This window comes from Petrimonas sulfuriphila (assembly GCA_038561985.1).
Classification (GTDB): Bacteria; Bacteroidota; Bacteroidia; order Bacteroidales; family Dysgonomonadaceae; genus Petrimonas; species Petrimonas sulfuriphila.
Genome location: CP073276.1, coordinates 517,453 through 535,861 on the forward strand (window position 1 = coordinate 517,453; position 18,409 = coordinate 535,861).

At 45.0% G+C, this 18,409-nt stretch carries 16 protein-coding genes; 7 read left to right on the forward strand and 9 right to left on the reverse strand.

The window, feature by feature from the left end:
- Together metK and KCV26_02055 are read right to left on the reverse strand one after the other, a co-directional pair.
- A complete protein-coding gene (gene metK, locus KCV26_02050; protein ID WZX37198.1) occupies window positions 1-1,305 on the reverse strand; it encodes a methionine adenosyltransferase in 1,305 nt (434 codons plus the stop codon).
- Window positions 1,306-1,601: 296 nt separating this feature from the next.
- On the reverse strand, window positions 1,602-2,210 hold the full coding sequence (locus tag KCV26_02055; GenBank protein WZX37199.1) for an HAD family phosphatase: 609 nt from the start codon (window positions 2,208-2,210) through the stop codon (window positions 1,602-1,604).
- Between the two features lie 180 nt (window positions 2,211-2,390).
- Here KCV26_02055 and KCV26_02060 point away from each other — a divergent pair, with 180 nt between their 5' ends.
- Window positions 2,391-3,365 carry a C40 family peptidase gene (locus tag KCV26_02060; protein ID WZX37200.1) on the forward strand — a complete coding sequence of 325 codons (975 nt, stop codon included), beginning with the start codon at window positions 2,391-2,393 and terminating at the stop codon, window positions 3,363-3,365.
- Window positions 3,366-3,493: 128 nt separating this feature from the next.
- Here KCV26_02060 and KCV26_02065 read toward each other — a convergent pair whose 3' ends face one another.
- The gene (locus KCV26_02065; protein WZX37201.1) at window positions 3,494-5,200 is read right to left on the reverse strand and encodes a transposase; all 1,707 of its coding nucleotides are present in this window, start codon (window positions 5,198-5,200) and stop codon (window positions 3,494-3,496) included.
- A gap of 174 nt (window positions 5,201-5,374) precedes the next feature.
- Here KCV26_02065 and prfB point away from each other — a divergent pair.
- A protein-coding gene (prfB, locus tag KCV26_02070; GenBank protein WZX37202.1) for a peptide chain release factor 2 occupies window positions 5,375-6,488 on the forward strand; the annotation gives its coding sequence in 2 pieces (ribosomal slippage) (window positions 5,375-5,437 and window positions 5,439-6,488; 1,113 coding nt in all).
- A 10-nt stretch (window positions 6,489-6,498) separates the two neighbouring features.
- Here the strand turns inward: prfB and KCV26_02075 are convergent.
- Window positions 6,499-7,287 carry a TIGR02757 family protein gene (locus tag KCV26_02075; GenBank protein WZX38293.1) on the reverse strand — a complete coding sequence of 263 codons (789 nt, stop codon included), beginning with the start codon at window positions 7,285-7,287 and terminating at the stop codon, window positions 6,499-6,501.
- Between the two features lie 80 nt (window positions 7,288-7,367).
- On the opposite strand from KCV26_02075, the gene KCV26_02080 reads away from it, so the two are divergent.
- Window positions 7,368-9,626, forward strand: a complete 2,259-nt coding sequence (locus KCV26_02080) for a trypsin-like peptidase domain-containing protein (GenBank protein WZX37203.1) — start codon at window positions 7,368-7,370, stop codon at window positions 9,624-9,626.
- 11 nt (window positions 9,627-9,637) lie between these two features.
- On the opposite strand, the gene KCV26_02085 is transcribed toward KCV26_02080, so the two are convergent.
- From KCV26_02085 to recR, 5 genes are read right to left on the reverse strand one after another with little or no spacing between them, the layout of a single operon-like run.
- Complete coding sequence (locus KCV26_02085; GenBank protein WZX37204.1) at window positions 9,638-11,428, reverse strand: chloride channel protein; 1,791 nt, start codon at window positions 11,426-11,428, stop codon at window positions 9,638-9,640.
- A 9-nt stretch (window positions 11,429-11,437) separates the two neighbouring features.
- The gene (locus KCV26_02090; GenBank protein WZX37205.1) at window positions 11,438-12,001 is read right to left on the reverse strand and encodes a threonylcarbamoyl-AMP synthase; all 564 of its coding nucleotides are present in this window, start codon (window positions 11,999-12,001) and stop codon (window positions 11,438-11,440) included.
- A gap of 4 nt (window positions 12,002-12,005) precedes the next feature.
- On the reverse strand, window positions 12,006-12,533 hold the full coding sequence (locus KCV26_02095; GenBank protein ID WZX37206.1) for a GNAT family N-acetyltransferase: 528 nt from the start codon (window positions 12,531-12,533) through the stop codon (window positions 12,006-12,008).
- Window positions 12,530-12,964, reverse strand: a complete 435-nt coding sequence (locus KCV26_02100; protein ID WZX37207.1) for a hypothetical protein — start codon at window positions 12,962-12,964, stop codon at window positions 12,530-12,532. The genes KCV26_02095 and KCV26_02100 overlap by 4 nt, the downstream gene beginning before the upstream one ends.
- On the reverse strand, window positions 12,961-13,587 hold the full coding sequence (gene recR / locus KCV26_02105) for a recombination protein RecR (GenBank protein WZX37208.1): 627 nt from the start codon (window positions 13,585-13,587) through the stop codon (window positions 12,961-12,963). Before recR ends, KCV26_02100 begins: the two co-directional genes overlap by 4 nt.
- 430 nt (window positions 13,588-14,017) lie before the next feature.
- On the opposite strand from recR, the gene serC reads away from it, so the two are divergent.
- The 4 genes from serC to KCV26_02125 all read left to right on the forward strand — a co-directional run bounded on the left by serC (window position 14,018) and on the right by KCV26_02125 (window position 18,403).
- Window positions 14,018-15,085, forward strand: a complete 1,068-nt coding sequence (gene serC, locus KCV26_02110) for a 3-phosphoserine/phosphohydroxythreonine transaminase (GenBank protein WZX37209.1) — start codon at window positions 14,018-14,020, stop codon at window positions 15,083-15,085.
- Window positions 15,086-15,204: 119 nt separating this feature from the next.
- On the forward strand, window positions 15,205-16,137 hold the full coding sequence (locus tag KCV26_02115) for a 3-phosphoglycerate dehydrogenase (GenBank protein ID WZX37210.1): 933 nt from the start codon (window positions 15,205-15,207) through the stop codon (window positions 16,135-16,137).
- A 134-nt stretch (window positions 16,138-16,271) separates the two neighbouring features.
- Window positions 16,272-16,634 (forward strand): BlaI/MecI/CopY family transcriptional regulator, encoded by a 363-nt coding sequence (locus KCV26_02120; protein ID WZX37211.1) that lies wholly within the window; start codon window positions 16,272-16,274, stop codon window positions 16,632-16,634.
- Window positions 16,635-16,708: 74 nt separating this feature from the next.
- The gene (locus tag KCV26_02125; GenBank protein WZX37212.1) at window positions 16,709-18,403 is read left to right on the forward strand and encodes a M56 family metallopeptidase; all 1,695 of its coding nucleotides are present in this window, start codon (window positions 16,709-16,711) and stop codon (window positions 18,401-18,403) included.
- The last annotated feature ends 6 nt before the right edge of the window (window positions 18,404-18,409 follow it).

Below are 18,409 nucleotides of genomic sequence, written 5' to 3' on the forward strand. Positions count from 1 at the left end.
TTATAACCCAAATTCTTTCTGAATTACATCCACATAATCCAGTTTTTCCCAGGTAAAAAGCTCGACTTCCTTGACGACTGTCTCCGGCATATAACGAGATTCAAATTTCTTCGTAACAATTTCCGGTTGACGGCCCATATGTCCGTAGGAAGCCGTTTCCAAATATATCGGATTACGAAGTTTCAACCGGTTCTCAATAGCCTTAGGACGCATATCGAACAGGGTTTTTACTTTTTCGGCGATTTCAGCATCAGCCATATCTACCCTACTCTTCCCGAAGGTATTCACATAAATGTTCATAGGATGTGCCACACCGATGGCGTACGAAACCTGTATCAATACTTCAGATGCCACTCCCGCAGCAACCAGGTTTTTGGCGATATGGCGTGCCGCATAAGCTGCTGAACGATCCACTTTAGACGGATCCTTCCCGGAAAATGCACCGCCGCCGTGCGACGCTTTCCCTCCGTAAGTATCCACGATGATTTTGCGTCCGGTCAATCCCGTATCTCCGTGCGGGCCACCGATAACGAATTTTCCGGTAGGATTTATGTGGTACTTTATCTTATCGTCGAAAAGTTTATGAATGTCCCGGGTATGTTTGTACTTCTCACGGACACGCGGAATCAGAATCGTTTTCACATCATTGGCTATTTGTTGCTGCATGGCCGCATCCGCCTTTAAAACCGCCTCCCTTGTATTACTTTCGGGATAAATAAATTCATCGTGCTGAGTGGAAATCACGATTGTATCAATGCGGACAGGAGTTCCGTCCGGGGAATACTCAATGGTAACCTGCGATTTGGCATCGGGACGGAGGTAGGGCATCAGTTCCAGTTCGTTTTTCCGGATGTTAGCCAATTCGCGCAACAATGCGTGGCTCAAATCCAATGCCAACGGCATATAGTTATCGGTTTCCGCTGTTGCATAACCAAACATCATCCCCTGATCACCGGCGCCCTGGTCCATCGGGTCTGCTTTGCCGTCAACCCCCCGGTTTATGTCGTCGGATTGTTCGTGGATGCTCGAAAAAACACCACACGATTTAGCTTCAAACTGGTATTCGCTTTTGGTGTAGCCGATACCGGCAATAACCTTACGCGCCACCTCAGCAACATCCACATACGTATTTGATTTAACTTCACCGGCAAGAACAACCTGACCGGTTGTCACCAACGTTTCGCAAGCTACTTTCGAGTTAGGGTCATATGCCAGAAACTCGTCCAGCAAAGCATCCGATATCTGATCGGCTACTTTATCGGGGTGTCCCTCGGACACCGATTCGGAGGTAAAGAAATAATTCATTTTTTAAGATAAAAGAACCAAAATCAACATTGAGGATGCTAGGCTATTTGATTTTTAAACCATAAAAGTACTGTTATCCCAAACCTTTGATTATCGGCTTTGTGATTAATAAAATTTACGTAACCAGTCGGGAGAGAAAAGGAAGTGCATGCAAGAAAAAATAGCGAACAGCTGGGCGTTTTAGCATTTTTTTCTGTGGTTGCAAGCAGTTCAAATCTGTCCACACGATTATTTTCGGATGCAAAGATAGGAAATAATTGGCAAATAGCGTGTTGCCAAAGGTTAAAAAGTATTATTTATAACAACACCCCCATCTTCACCAACTCTTCCTTCAGGTTCATTTCCGGAACAAGATGTATAGTCCTAAAGCCCAACAGTCTGGCAGTATCTATGTTGTGTGCATTATCATCGATAAACAACGTCTCTTCAGGGTCTATACTGAATCGATCCAATAAAATATAATACAATTTCGGGTCGGGTTTTACGATTTTCTCGTCACCCGAAACCACCATTCCTTTTAAATAGTTGAAGAATTCATACCGCTCCATGGCCACGGGAATGGTCTCGGCCGACCAGTTGGTCAGTCCGTAGGTGTTGTAATTTTTGCTCAGGAGCTTCACCAACCGGGAGTTTTCACTAATCTCACCACCCAGCATTTCTGCCCACCGGCCATAATACATCGCAATTTCATTCTTGTATTGAGGAAACTCCTGCTGCTTTTCAGCTGTTGCGAGTGCGACAGGACGGCCGGCATCCTGAAGGACGTTCCACGGATACGTGCAAACATTGTTCAGAAAATACTCCATCTCGGCACGATCTTCAAAAATCTTACTGTAAAGATATACAGGATTCCAGTCGATTAACACTCCACCAAAATCGAAAACGATGTTTTTAATTTGCTCCATTGTTTTGCCTTAATTGCGATAAAATGCAAAAATAGTGCTTTTTCTTTACATCCAACGCTTTCTTCAAGTCCTAAAATTTCGGATAATTAGTTAAAGGAAGGATTCCCGTATGCTTCATCAAGGATATTTTCCTATTTTTGCACAACAAAAAAAATGAGCTCACACAAAAAGACGGAATGAATGCATAAAAAAACTGTACTGCTGACACTTCTTGCCGTCCTAATGGTTTCCTGCGGAGTAAAAAACACAACCGTAACGCCCAGTAAAAAACTCACAGGCACCGGACAGGAGGTCATCAATTATGGAATGCGGTACCTGAACAAACCGTACCGGTTTGCCGGAAAAGGGCCACATGCATTTGATTGTTCGGGCTTCACCTCATTTGTTTTCAGGGAGTTTGGGTACAGGCTGAGCACGAGTTCGGCAGGACAAGACCGACAGATGCCCAGCATCAGGCAGCGAGAGCATCTACAGGTGGGTGATCTAGTCTTCTTCGAGGGACGTGCACGCAACGGTAGAGTCGGACACGTAGGTATCGTGAAAGAATTGCTTCCGGGCGGAGAGTTTCGCTTTCTCCACGCATCAACCACAAGTGGAGTTATTGTCTCTCTTTCCACCGAACCTTATTACGCATCCCGTTACCTGCGTGGCGGAAGAATCCTGCAAGAAAACAATGCGTTGGCTATAGCTGAAAAAGTTCCGCGAGAAAAGCCCAAACAGGTAAAAAAAGGCGACACCCGGAGAAATGCTTTCACCTCGGCTAAAGCCAAGGAACAGGTTTTAATCGAAGCACCTAAGACAAAAAGCGAAAAAGAGACAGCTGACATCCCGCAAAATCCCGAAACAAAGGAACTTATTGTTCATTCCCGCCCTGTAAATCAATTGCTCACCGACTTACCTAAAAACAAACAGGGACAGGAAGAAGTCATAAAGCCGGCAGTTCAGACAATGGTGCGTCCCGATACAATTTCCGTCCCGGAACCCGCTGAAACAAAAATCATTGAAAATGACTCTATTACACACCCGGTAAAACCGGGTGAAACACTTTACTCCATCTCCCGGAAATACAACTGCTCCGTAGCGCAACTAAGGGACTGGAATCCACAGCTTGGAACGGTTTTAAAGCCGGGTGAAAAACTTGTCATCAGGCCCTGAACAACGGGTGACTCCAGATTTCAGCAGGACAAATGTTTTGGCTGATGGCGAATTTTGCGTATTTTTGCACCCTGAAAAAAGGTAAAAACCAATTCAATCATTGAGTCTGCTCTGAAAACCCCATTTTTTCAAATTGCTGAAAAATGAAGTTTAACCGGACAAATGTGATTGTTTTTATTAATTGAAAGTATGTTTACAATAATATACATATTGAAACATAAATTAATTATATATTGTGGCAGTTTTTGCCAAAAAAGCGCTCTTTGACTTATTCGCGTCATATAATTCACTATCCTGACGAAGTTTATCCACAACGAGCGGGAGTATGCCCATAGTTTGTGCTTGGCAAGTGACCTGTAACGGCTCTTGTCATTCGGGTAATGGTATCCTAACTGGAAAATGCTTGCTTCGACATTGTTCCTGATATTTTTTTCATCTATCGGGATATCGTCCAATTTCTTCCTCAGAGCGGCAGTCCTGAGGTTATCCTCATCGAAGTAGCGGTATTTTCCTTCTTCAGTCTTGATCCTCCATTTCCTCTGTGTTTTGTCTTTGCGGAGTTTTACCCGTTGTGCCTGTATTGTTGTTCCTGTTTTGTTGTCGGTTACTATTAAATTGATTTCATTCTGTTCGTCCAAACGGATGTCATATCTCGGTGCGGGGCCTTGCATGCCTGTGAGTATCAGCTCGATGCCATTTTTATCGCTTTGGCAATACTCCTGATTATCAGCACTGTGGTAAGCCCCGTCGGCATATACTTTCTCTATTTTGTCGGATATTATTTCCTGTGTCCGATCCAGGGCTTGTTCAAGGAAGCCGTTGTCCGGAGCCGATGCCACCGTTACCTCGGTATCGGTTATCAGGTTCAATGCCGTATCTTTGTCATCTCCCGGTTGGTCGCATGTCTCGGTGACGTTCACCGAATACCCTTTGACCTTGTTGCCGTCTTTGTCACGGTAATGGCAGTCGGTGTCATGGGGTGACTGTATGGATTTGGCGCTGACTTTCTCCTTTTCCAGAGGAACGACAGTTTTGTCCCTGCCAACCGAGTATTGTTGTTCGAAAACCGCTTTAAGGGTCTGGTAATGACCATAGTCATGCTTCTTGAAGAGCCCTATAAAACGGTACATCAGTTTGCCCAGTTCAACGAACCTGGCATCAACCTCGGCCTTTGTACTGCGGTACACCACCTTGTTGCCCGTTTCACCCTGTATGCTTTCGATAAGGGAAAACATCTCTTTGGACAGGCTCTTATTGAAGATATGTTCCTCCCTTTCATTGATAAACAGACGCAGGGTTTCATGAATCAACTCGTAACGGGAGTACCAGGCGATATTGCTGCCGACCAGTTTACTGTCCATGCGCACCTGCTTGCCGCTCACCTCAAACTCCAATAGCTGGTCACGGGTGATTTGCCCCTGGCACTTTTTGAACAGGTCTTCGCCGTGTTCCCTTGCATAGTCAACCAGATTGCGACGGAAAAGGTAGTAAGTGGATGAAACAGGCTCAGCGTCCTCTAACGACATCAGACCCAGAGCACTGCGAACAAGTAAATTGTATGCGCAGTTCTCAAACAATTGTGCGTCGCTCCATCCCTGGCCTTCCTTGAGGATCATCATACCGACCAAAATACGGATAGAGGCATTAGGAGCCCCCGTTCCATTAGAATAAAGTGGTCTGAAAATAGACTCATCCACACGCATTACAACATGGTTTCGGAACCGGTTATGCCAGGAGTCATTTTTTAGGTATTCTTTCTTCTTAGAGTCTCTGAAGTACTCCGTCGGTGATGAAAAAATGCCCAATTGAGGGTTTTCGTCCGATTTTTTGAACATATTATACAGTTTTAAGCCCTACTAAGGTAGTGAATAATAGCTATATACGCAAATATTTCAAAGAACTTTTCAGGTGAAATTTACCTGATTTATAAAATTTATTGTACAAAAAATTTTAAACTAAATTATCACTCCGACTTTTCGGAGCGGACTCAATATTCAATCTCAAAAAATATGATAACTGCAGACCAACTTAAAAATGTGTTGGAGCGCGAGCAAGCGCTGAGGGGGTATCTTTGACATCGATGCAAAGACTATCCAACTCGAAGAAGAAGAACTGAAGACACAAGCTCCCGATTTCTGGAACGACAATAAAGCTGCCGAAGCCCAGATGAAAATCGTGCGTGAACTGAAAGGCTGGCTCAATGCCTACGACAAGGTAAAATCGGCCACCGAGGAGTTACAATTGGCATTCGATTTTGTTAAAGAAGGCATAGTCAGCGAAGAAGAGGTAGACACCAATTACGGCCGGGCACTCGAACTGATCGAAAACCTGGAGCTGAAAAACATGCTCCGTCGCGAAGAGGATCAATTGGGTGCGGTATTGAAAATAAACGCCGGAGCCGGCGGGACCGAAAGCCAGGACTGGGCGTCGATGTTGTTCCGCATGTATCAGCGCTGGTGCGAAAGCAAAGGGTACAAAACTACTGTAACCAACTGGCAGGACGGCGACGACGCCGGTATAAAAACAGCCACCCTACAAGTGGAAGGCGACATTGCCTATGGCTTTCTTAAAAGCGAGAACGGTGTACATCGGCTGGTCAGGGTTTCCCCATACAACGCGCAGGGCAAGCGCATGACGTCGTTTGCATCGGTCTTTGTGGTACCATTGGTGGATGATAGCATCGAAATTTACGTAAACCCGGCCAATATTTCCTGGGATACCTTCCGATCATCGGGAGCAGGCGGACAAAACGTAAACAAGGTAGAAACCGGTGTACGGCTACATTACCTCTACAAGGATCCGGACACAGGCGAGGAGCAGGAAATTGTTATCGAGAATACCGAGAGTCGCTCACAAATAGGAAACCGTGAGAACGCCATGCGGTTGCTAAAGTCACAACTCTATGAAATCGAACTCGAAAAACGCCGGACGGCACAAGCACAAATCGAAGCAGGAAAAAAGAAAATAGAATGGGGTTCACAAATCCGCAGTTATGTCTTCGACGACCGGCGGGTAAAAGATCACCGCACCAATTACCAGACTTCAGACGTCACCGGCGTAATGGACGGCGACCTGGATGATTTCATCAAAGCATACCTTATGGAGTTTGGAGGGGAAGCGTAAAACGATTGGACTACAGATCATATATTTCCTTCTCAATAGAGAGCCCAAAAAGGGCGAAATCGTATTTTACAGGATCACATGCATCCAATAGTCGGAGGTTTTCGGTGAGTTCCACAGCTGTTCTCCAGTCTGTTTGCCGCCGTGTGACTAAACCCAGGCGACGAGCTGTTCTGTCCACATGCAGGTCAACGGGACAAATCAGCACTGCCGGTTGAATCCTTTTCCATAAACCGAAATCCACACCTTTTCCATCGCAACGCACCATCCAGCGAAGGAACATATTGAGCCGCTTGCAGGTTGAATTTCTTTCCGGGGATGCCACGTGTTTCCGGGTGCGCCCGGGTGCATCGGGAGCATTGAAGAAGTATTGCCCGAAATGAATCAACGCACCCTCCATGTCCGTAAACCCGGTTTCAGGGAGAAAGGCTTCTTCCAGGCTTTCACTCTCTTTATAATGCCGGTGTAGAAAATCCACGAACCAGAGTAAATCGGTATCGTTAAACGTACGGTGCCTGAATCCCAGCAGCTGTTTCAAATCGGATTCGGAATGGTGCAAAATAAATTCGTGGGGCTTGCCGTTGAATCGCCGTGCCAGCTCCATGGATTTCTGAATAATCGTTTTCCGTTGTCCCCAAGCGAACGTAGCGGCAAAAAAGCCCATAATTTCAATGTCCTGCTTCAAGGTGAACTGGTGCGGCACAAAGATTGGATCGTTTTCAATAAATGATGTCCTGTTGTAAAAGTCGGCCTTCCGGTCGAGGAAATCTTTCAGGTTCTTCTGTAAAATAAGCATGTGCATCGGAATAAAACACCACAAAAGTAATCTTATTTATTAAAAACGTCTTAAATTTGCAACGGTCAATCTTAATTACGAACAGTATGCCCATACCTAAAAATATTCAAACAATCCTCATTCCATTCCTGTTATCACTCCTTACTTCTTCCGGTTTTGCCCAGATAAGCCACGGCGGGCGACCGCTGCCTGTAAATGCCAGTGCATATACCCGAAACCTGCAAAGACTGGAGACTCCCTTTGTTGAAATGCCATCGTTTGATGTTCAGCAAGCGATGCTACGCTCAGAAGCCGAAGGCAAAAAGTTTAAAAGCCTGGAGTTTGCCCACAAATTTCACGTATTTCTTCGTCCCGATAACTCAGGTGTCACTTTCAATACGTTAGACAACAGAAAAATATGGCGGGTGGGGATCCGGTCGAGAAAAGCATACTCCCTGAATATTCTTTTTTCGAAATTCCGTTTACCCGAAGGAGCGAACGTGTTTGTGTACAACGCCGACCAATCTGAGGTCTTGGGATCATACACCCAGGAAAACAATACCGAATTAAACCTCCTTCCCGTCCAGCCCATCGCCGGTGAAGAGATCATCGTGGAGTACCAGGAGCCGTTGGATGCCGCTTTTAAAGGAGAGATAGAGATCGGAGAAGTGAATCACGATTTCCGCGGACTGTTTAGAGCAACGGAACCCAGAGATCCCCGGCAGTCCTGCCATCCCAACCTGGTCTGTTACCCCGAAGATGTTCAGCCCGGCAGTGGCGTAGTGGCTCTTATTATCAATGGAACCACTTATTGCACCGGATCGCTCGTGAATAATTCGACTGAAGACGGATCTCCATACCTGCTAACGGCTACACATTGTATCAACAGAGACTACGACCCCGCCTTTTTGGCAAACCGCAGGTACGATATGGTCGCAGGAAGCATCGTGGCCTTTTTCGCCTATCAATCTCCGGTTTGTGATAAAGAAATACGTGGGCCGTTACAAATGACCATGGCTTCTGCCGATTCGGTCCTAATCAGTGAACGATACGACATCTCCCTGTTGAAATTCAAGCAAACTCCCCCGAAAGAATACCAGCCTTATTATTTAGGATGGAACGTCAGCGCTTCTCCCCAACCTCCTTTTCACGGAATCCATCATCCGAATGGAGGTACAAAGAAGGTAGCCATTGAAAATGATCCATTGGCAATTGGCTCTTTCGATGACCCGAGATACAACATGGAACCCAACGGGCACTGGGCTGTTCGCGCATGGGATATGGCCGCAACGGAAGAGGGATCGTCGGGCTCTCCCTTGCTGGACAAGGAGAAAAGAGTCCTGGGGGCACTTACTGGCGGTGAGTCGCAATGCTCGTCTCCCCCAGGCCCTGATGTCTACTCATCGTTATACAAGGCATGGAACATTACCGGTTCGTTAGGAAATCCGAATTCATTGAAAAGTTATCTGGACCCGGGAAACTCCCAGTTTCAACAAATTGACGGATTCAATCCCTACCTGAACCAACCCTACACCCGGAGTTCCAATTATGTGGCCACCGATTCCGTTATTCAATCGTACTACAACTCTGTGCCGATGTTTGCGACAAACAACACGTTTGGATATAACGAGTTTGCTGAAGAATTTTACGCATCCACACCCGCCCGGCTCAATGGTGTTTTTGTTACTTCTCCCATCACAAACAACATTCAAAACCTAAACATTCGGATCAAAATCTATGCTGACAACAACGGATCGCCCGGTACACTCCTGCACGAAACATCGCTCAGCTATTCGTTCCGTTATTATCAGGCTGGGGATTTCTACGAAACTTACCGCGATATGAGGAACAACGTAGAAAACTACGTAAAGTTCTCTGATCCAGTGGAAGTGTCCGGAAAGTTTTTTATCTCATACACCGATGTAAGCCCGGTACCCAATGGATTTTCCCTGCTGAATGTACAACCCAGGAAAATTGGATCGGGAATCGTATCCACTGCGTGGATGAAAAATGCAACGGGCTGGGTAAGGTCTTCCGAGAACATCGAAAATCCCATCAACACTTCGTTGCTAATTACCCCCTACGTGATTGGTACAGGACTGACTGCCCCGGATGATCCTTCACAAAAAGAAACAGAGATAAAAGCCTACTACAACAAAGCGGTAAACAGAATTTTTATTGAATCAAACAAAGATCTGATCGCGTGGGGAATTTTCTATGTATCAGGACAAAAAGTCTTTGAAGAAAAGGCCGAAAGCAGTATCAACAGAGCCTCCTTCTCCGTTGGTCATTTGGCCAAAGGGGTTTATATCGTAAAAGTGAATGTTGACGGAATAAATAAAAGCTTAAAGGTGTTGGTAAGATAACCGGATTTTACTCACTCCTCCTCTTCGGAGTAGTTTTCCACCAATACATCGCGGTAGTAATTAAAAACAGATGATTGTGAGAGAATTCCCTTGTAAATTCCATTGTCATCAACAACCGGTAAGTTCCATGCTTTAGTATCTTCGAAAGTATTCATCACTTTCTCCATCGGAGTGTCGATCTTGATCTCTGCCGGCGAACCTACCATAAATTTCTTCACCTTGAAAGTATCGTAAAGCTCCGGACGAAACATAATATTCCGGATATCGTTCAACAACACAAGCCCTTGTAGTGTTCCATCATCGTTCACCACCGGAAAGATATTTCTCTGGCTGCTTGATATCACTTTTACCATATCGCCTAACGTCATCTCGGGATGAACAATAGGGATATTGGTTTCCAGCATATCCTCGACCTTCAGGAAAGTGAGGACTGCTTTATCCTTATGGTGCGTGATCAGTTCACCTCTTTTCGCCAGACGCATTGCGTAAATATTGTGTTTTTCAAAAACTACTATGGTCGCATAAGAGCAAATAGAGACAATCATCAGCGGTAGAAACAGCTCATACCCTCCCGTAAGTTCTGCGATGAGAAACGTTCCGGTAAGCGGTGCATGCATTACTCCGGCCATCACCCCCGCCATCCCCATCAGTGCAAAATTTTCCTGCGGAAGATAAGTCACTAATCCCAGTTCGTTCATCGTATAAGAATAGATAAAGCCCAAAATACAACCCATAAACAACGTGGGCGCAAAGACTCCTCCGGTACCTCCTCCACCGTTGGTAGCACTGGTTGCAAAGGTTTTAAAGAATAATATCAATCCTAGAAAAACAACTATTCCCCACCGGCTTTGGGCGTTATAAAAGAAACTACCGTTTAACAGTTCATTGAATTTATGGCCTCCGGCCAGGAGTGTCTCAATGGAATTATATCCTTCTCCAAACAAAGGCGGAAACAGAAAAATAAGTATACTGAGGGAGACACCGCCCAAAGCAAACCGTGTCCAGGGTTTCAGCCTGGAAAATACATCCTCGCTCCAGCTCATGGTTCGGGTGACATAAAGCGAGAGAAACCCACAAATAATCCCCAACAGTATTACATAAGGAATCCGCTGAAGGGTAAAAGCTTCCACCTGCGAGTAGGCAAACATCGCATCCGTCCCGGTAAGGATATACGATATGGTAGTGGCCGTAACAGCGGTTACCAACAATGGAAGTATAGACGATAACGTTAAATCAAGCAAAAGCACCTCAATCACAAAAAGAATTCCCGCAATAGGAGCCTTGAATATTCCGGCTATGGCGCCCGCAGCCCCACAACCTACAAGCAACATCAGGTTCCGTTGATCGAGTTTAAAAAATCGCCCCACATTCGATCCGATAGCCGATCCCGTTAACACAATAGGAGCCTCCGCTCCTACCGATCCGCCAAAACCAATAGTGATGGAACTTGCTACCAGCGAGGTGTACATGTTGTGAGGTTTGATCCGGCTTTTTCGTTGTGAGATAGAGAAAAGAATTTTTGTTACTCCGTGGCTGATATCGTCTTTGACCCAATACTTGACAAATAATCCGGCCAGCAAAATCCCGATGATAGGATAAACCAGGTACAAATAATTGGCTCCGGTTTGCGAAAAATTATTCGTAAGGAACAACTCTACAAAATGGATGGACAATTTCAGCAAATAAGCTGCCAGTGCGGTAAGAATACCTACAATAAAACAGGCAAACAGCAAGAAATGGCGTTCCTTGATGTTTATCTTCCTCCAATTGTGTATTTTATTGTATATTTCACTGACAATCATACTACTAAATTACTTTCGGATAATACTGATTGTGCCGTTTTTAGACAGTTTAACAATACCCGAAGGTTGGGCTTTGTTCTTGTCTTTTTGCCGGTAAGTGACAATATAATCCACTGCGTTTTTTATCTCTTCCGAAATCTCCTTGAAAGTTGAGGGTGAGGCTTCTCCACTTAGATTGGCTGATGTAGACACAATAGGCTTGCGAAACTGTTTGCAAAGTTCGGCAGAAAAGAGTTCCGAGGTAATCCGGATCCCGACGGATCCGTCTTCCGCAATAAGGTTGGCTGCCAGATTTCTGGCGCCGTCGTATATAATGGTAAGCGGTTTGTCGGCGAGGTCTATCAGGTCCCACGCTATGTCAGGGACATCCGTGATATAATTCTGCAGTTTTACCGGATTTTCCATCAACACCAGCATCGACTTTGAATCGTCTCGTTTCTTTATTTCGTAAACCCGTTTTACAGCATCTTCGTTAGTGGCATCGCATCCGATTCCCCAGATCGTGTCGGTAGGGTACAAAATCACACCGCCCTTCCGCAACACTTCACATGCTTTCTTAATGTCTTCCTGCATACACTTACTTGTTAATTTTTTGCATTACTATTACATCGGTAAACGAGCGGTTTAGAGAAATCCAGTCCCGCAGAACGGCAGTTTCTTCATAATTCGCTTTTTCAAACAAGGCCCGGCTTGGTATATTTCCTGCAGGGACAAAAGCGTAAAGCTGGCGGAGTTTTAAATGGCTGAAGGCATAATCCTCCATGCATAACAATGCCTGCAACGCATGTCCTTTTTTTCGAAAATTTTCGTCCACCAAAATCCCAACTCCGGCCCGGCCGTTCAGGGGATCAAAATCGTACAGGTCAATCGTGCCTGCCGCCTTGTTACTTTCCTTCTCCACAATCATCATCCGAAGTTGCCGGGCCTGATAAATATCTTGCCGGGCATCCGCCAGGTATTGCCGGAGGGCAAATCGGGAAAAAGGTGTTAGGGTAGATCCGTTTTTCCACAGCCTGGTGTCGTTTTCCCATTGGTAAAGAAGATCGAGATCTTCGGGTTCCAACGGCCTTAAAAAGAGGGTGTCTCTGATAAAAAAGTCTCTCATTTCACGCCTTCACTTTCCCCGACAACGGTTTCCAACTCTTGACAAGAAGGTTTGCAAAACATATAAACAATAAAAGAAATTACGGCAAGCCAGATAAAATTTTTGCTCTGCGACAGGGCATATAGAAAAATATTTCCCGCCGTCACCGCGTTAACGATATACATTCTCAACAACCAGGCATCTTTGTAGTACTTCATCGTCCTAGCCTTGCCGGTTCCCTTTGGAATTTTCTTTACTTTTTCGGCAAACAGCTTAAGTGCGACGGGAATGAGCAATAACGTTATCCCGATGGCATACATTTCGGCAGTCATCGTTACGCGAACCGGTGTTCCAAAGCCTATGACCCTAAAGATCACAATTAAAAAGAAAACGGCCAAAACAACTATACTGATGTAATAATGCCTGTTTAACTCCCTGATGGTTTTTGTCATTTTAATTTATACGATTCGTCAAATGGTGTCCTGTTTAAAATAGACCTGCCCAACGTTATCTCATCGGCATACTCAATCTCATCACCGACCGCTACACCTCGCGCAATAATGCTCACTTTCACATCGTAAGGGTGTAGCTTCCGGAAAATATAAAAGTTGGTCGTGTCTCCCTCCATGGTCGCACTCAGTGCTAAAATCACCTCTTTCACACCGCCCTGTTTAACACGTTCTTCCAACCCGGTAATTTGCAGGTCAGACGGGCCTATTCCATCGATGGGCGAAATAATTCCTCCCAACACGTGATACAACCCTTTGAACTGAGTAGTATTCTCAATGGCCATCACCTCGCGAATATTCTCTACGACACAAAGGGTTGAAGCATCTCTCGATTTGTCGGAGCAGATGCCACAGACTTCACTGTCGGAAATATTGTGACAGTTGCGGCAGTACTTTACGTCCTGTTTTAATGTAACCAGGGCTTGCGCAAATTCCTCAACCTGTGAATCTTCTTGCCTTAGCAAATGTAAAACAAGCCTTAGTGCTGTCTTTCTGCCGATACCGGGCAATTTTGCAAATTCGTTGACTGCATTTTCTAGTAAAGCTGAAGGATATTGCGAGTTCATTAATTTTAATAAGCTAATTCAAACCACAAATATACGAACATTTTCGTTAAGCTGAATGAGCAAAGCCAAACTTGTTTTGGCTTTGCCACTGCGAGAAAATGCCTAATGAATATGAACATTTTTGTTAAGCGAGTGCAGAGCAAATTTATTTGATTTGCCGAGCGCAGAATTGAAAATCGAGGAGCGAAGGCGACTCAAATAGTCTGATGAAATCGAACTATTTCGTTAATCGAGAGTAGGATTGAAAATAAAAGAGCCAAGGTGTTACAAATAGTTTGTCTTCAGCGAACTATCAGGGTTCTCCGGCAAGTGAAATTATTTTCAGCTTTTCGCATTGAAACTTACAAATAAACTTCTATCTTTGTTCTGAATTTGATTGAAATTTAAAACCACATAACCTTTAAATACAAAACATTAAAAATTATTTTTTATGAAAATTTATAATTTTAGCGCCGGTCCATCTATTTTACCGCAGTCGACAATTGAGAACACGGCAGAAGCTGTGAAAAATTTCAATGGAATCGGCCTGTCCATTCTTGAAATCAGTCACCGGTCCAAAGATTTTCAGGCAGTTATTGACGAGGCTGTGGCTCTTTTTAAGGAACTGTTAGACATTCCCGAAGGATACTCAGTACTGTTCCTCGGTGGAGGTGCAAGCATGCAGTTCTGTATGGTTCCCTATAACCTGTTGGAGAAAAAGGCAGCCTACCTGAATACAGGAACATGGGCCAGCAAAGCACTTAAGGAGGCTAAACTGTTTGGGGAGATAGTAGAGGTTGCTTCTTCCAAGGAAGCGCTTTTCAACTATATTCCAAAAGATTATACTGTTCCTGCGGATGCTGATTATTTTCACATTACCACCAATAACACCATCTACGGAACCGAGATCCGGAAAGATATTGACAGCCCGGTACCCCTGGTTGCCGATATGTCTTCCGATATTTTCTCCCGTCCGCTCGATGTATCCAAGTACGGTTTAATTTACGGCGGAGCACAAAAGAACCTGGCACCGGCTGGTGTCACCTTTGTTATTGTAAAGGAAGAACTCTTGGGAAAAGTCACCCGTCCGATTCCGACCATGCTGGACTATCGCACACACATCAAAGAAGGCTCCATGTTCAATACGCCTCCCGTATTGCCTATTTATTCAGCGATGGAAACTCTTCGTTGGCTGAAAGGCCTGGGAGGTCTGGCAGCAATGGAAAAGATCAATCTCGAAAAAGCAGCCCTGCTGTACGATGCCATCGACAGCAGTAAAATATTTACTGGAACGGCAAAAGAAGAAGACCGCTCCATCATGAACGTATGCTTCGTGATGAAAGACGAATACAAAGAACTTGAACCCGAGTTCCAGAAATTTGCTACTGAAAGAGGAATGTCGGGCATCAAGGGACACCGCTCAATCGGAGGGTTCCGCGCGTCAATCTACAACGCAATGCCAAAATCAGGCGTACAAGCCCTGGTTGACTGCATGAAAGAATTCGAAAGGAACCATTAGTTGTTTCTTGTAAAGCCACACAATTAACGTACCGGATAATCAAAACCTTTTATCCGGTACGTTGAAACCTATCCCCGCGTTTTTTAATTTAATCACAGACTTATTAAACCACAACTATTATGAAATTTTTAATTGCAACCGAAAAACCCTTTGCGCCAGCTGCAGTTAAACAAATCAGGGAAATTATTGAAAATGCAGGCCATGAAACTGTTTTGCTGGAGAAATACACGGACAAAAACGAACTTCTACATGCTGTATCAACCGCAGATGCGATGATTGTCCGCAGTGACGTTGTCGATAAAGAAGTACTGGATGCGGCCGGAAACCTGAAAATTGTCGTCCGCGCCGGAGCCGGATACGACAACGTTGATCTTCATGCAGCCACCGCCAACAATATTTGCGTGATGAATACACCCGGGCAAAACTCCAATGCTGTAGCCGAACTGGTTTTCGGTATGCTTCTCTATCTTGCCCGTTGCAGTTTTGACGGATCTACCGGTTCGGAACTCAAAGGGAAAAGACTGGGTCTTCACGCTTTCGGATACATTGGAAAACAGGTCGCAAAGATCGCCAACGGCTTCGGAATGGAAGTGTTGGCCTACTCCCCTTCGCTGGCCCTCAATCCTGAAAAGGGAAAAGCATTCAACGTAACCGCTGTGCAATCGCCCGGTGAGTTGTATGAGAAAAGTGAAATCATATCGCTCCACATGCCGGCAAACGACCAAACCAGGGGTAGTATTGATTACGATTTATTGAGCAAGTTACCGCAAAAAGGCATCGTGATCAATACTGCACGCAAAGAGGTGGTAAACGAAGCCGACATGTTACGTATCATGGAAGAACGGCCGGGGTTCAAATACGCTACCGATATTAAACCGGTGAATCACGATAAAATGGCGCGAAAGTTTGGTAACCGCTACCTGGCATCTGCCAAAAAATGCGGGGCACAAACCAGTGAAGCCAACGTAAACGCAGGGCTTGCCGCAGCAGAACAAATCGTAAAATTCTTTGCCGATGGAGATGAAACGTTCAGGGTAAATCCGATAAAATAAAAGCAACCTATATCCCGATAACGAATTTTTATCGGGATTTTTATTTTTTTAACCATAAATAATTCAAAAAGTTGTCTTCATTTACGATATATTCGTACTTTTGTATCGTAGTAAATTTATCAATTGAAAAAGATATGGAAAGATTAACACCTCAGGAAGAAAACATTATGCTCCACGTGTGGCAAATTGGCGAATGTGCCATAAAAGATGTCCACGACAGGCTCGAGGAGCCTAAATTACCCTACACCACCGTGGCTTCAGTATTCAACAACCTTGAGAACAAGGGTTATCTCAATAAATCACGTTCCGGCAACATGAAAGTTTTCACCCCAAGGATCTCGGAAGCGACGTACAAAAGACATTTTCTGTCGGGAGTAGTGAAAAGCTATTTCGATAATTCGTATAAAGAACTGGTGTCGTTCTTTGCCAAGGAGCAGAAAATTTCGTCCGAGGAACTGGAAGAAATTATTCGTCTGATTGAGAAAAAAAAGAAATAGCTTCATCAGATAACAGACCGCTTCGCTCCTAACCGTCTCGTGTCTGTGCTCTGAAGTCTGAAATCAAACGCAAAATGGAAACGCAATTTTTCATATACCTGGCCAAAGTAAACGGAGCTTTGCTGCTTTTTTACCTGCTGTATATTGCGGTTTTTCGGCACGATACGTTCATCCGGCTACGGAGGTCGTACCTATTGTCGGCTGTTCTGTTTTCGTTGCTTTATCCTCTTTTTACAGTAGATTCCCTGGGTGGATTATTTTCAATCTTGCAGTCACGTCAACCCGTGGAAGCGACTATTGAACTCGGTGAACCTACCGCTCTTCTGCTGGAAAGTGACGCTGCCGGATTTACGGTTCCATGGAGGTTTATTGTTCAAAGCATACTTCTTTTAGGAAGCCTTTTTTTTGCTTTCCGGTTGATCATGCAAGTCGTTTCCATTGTCCGGATCCGGCGCCGGTGCCGGGAAGAGGTTATTTCGGGATACAAAATCCTAAACGCTTCACACGAAATAACTCCCTTCTCGTTTTTCAAATGGATAATCGTAAATACGGATGCACACTCCGAAGAAGAGCTACAGCAGATCCTCATCCACGAAAGCACCCATGTCCGCCAATGGCATTCGGCAGATGTGTTGTTGGGTGAGTTGCTTTCCGTCTTTTTCTGGTGGAATCCGGCAGTCTGGCTGTTGAAGCGCGAAATCGTCATCAACCTCGAATACCTGGCCGATAACGATGTGCTTCAACACGGTGTAAACAGCAGGGAATACCAATACCACCTGCTCAAACTGACTTATCACGAAACGGCCGTTCCGTTAAGTAATCACTTTAATGTATCACAATTAAAACAGCGTATCACGATGATGAACAAAACCCAATCGTCGGCAGTGAAGCTGGCCAAGTACCTGACTGTAATTCCGCTGGTTCTGCTGCTGATAACCTTGAACAGTTGTTTGAGTAAAGAAAAGCAAACCGACGAAAAATCGAACGATCAAACGGAAGAATTACAAAACTCTTCCAGTAAGAACGATATCAAAGCAGATGTTAGTGAAGGTTATGTACCACCTGTAACCGACAGTCAAGAAGAGATTTTTTCAGTAGTGGAAGAGCAACCGCTTTATCCCGGCGGAAACGCCGCCATGATGAAATTCCTGAGCAACAATATAAAATATCCGGTGGCAGCGCAGGAGAAAGGGACTCAAGGACGTGTCATCACCAATTTTGTGGTGGAAAAAGACGGTAGCCTGTCCGATATCCAAGTAATTCGTGGTGTTGACCCGTCACTGGATGCGGAAGCTTTACGTGTACTAAAAACCATGCCTAAATGGAAACCTGGAAAGCAGAAGGGCGAAGAAGTGAGGGTACGCTTCACGCTTCCGGTAGTTTTCCGCTTGCAGTCTCCTCCTCCGCCGCCACCACCGCCACCAACACCTGTAAAGGAAAGTGGTTCCAATGACGTTTTCGTTGTGGTAGAAAAACAACCTGAATTCCCCGGTGGAAACGCTGCCATGATGAAATTCCTGAGCGACAACATAAAGTATCCGGCGGAAGCACAGGAAAAAGGAATACACGGACGTATAATTACTAATTTTGTGGTGGAAAAGGACGGTAGCCTCAACGAAGTGAAAGTGGTTCGTGGTGTCGATCCCTTGCTGGACGCGGAAGCCGTTAGGGTTATTCAGTCGATGCCCAACTGGAAACCGGGAACACAAAAAGGAGAGACAGTAAGAGTAAGGTATACGTTACCCGTTGTTTTTAGGTTGCAACAATAAGAGGCT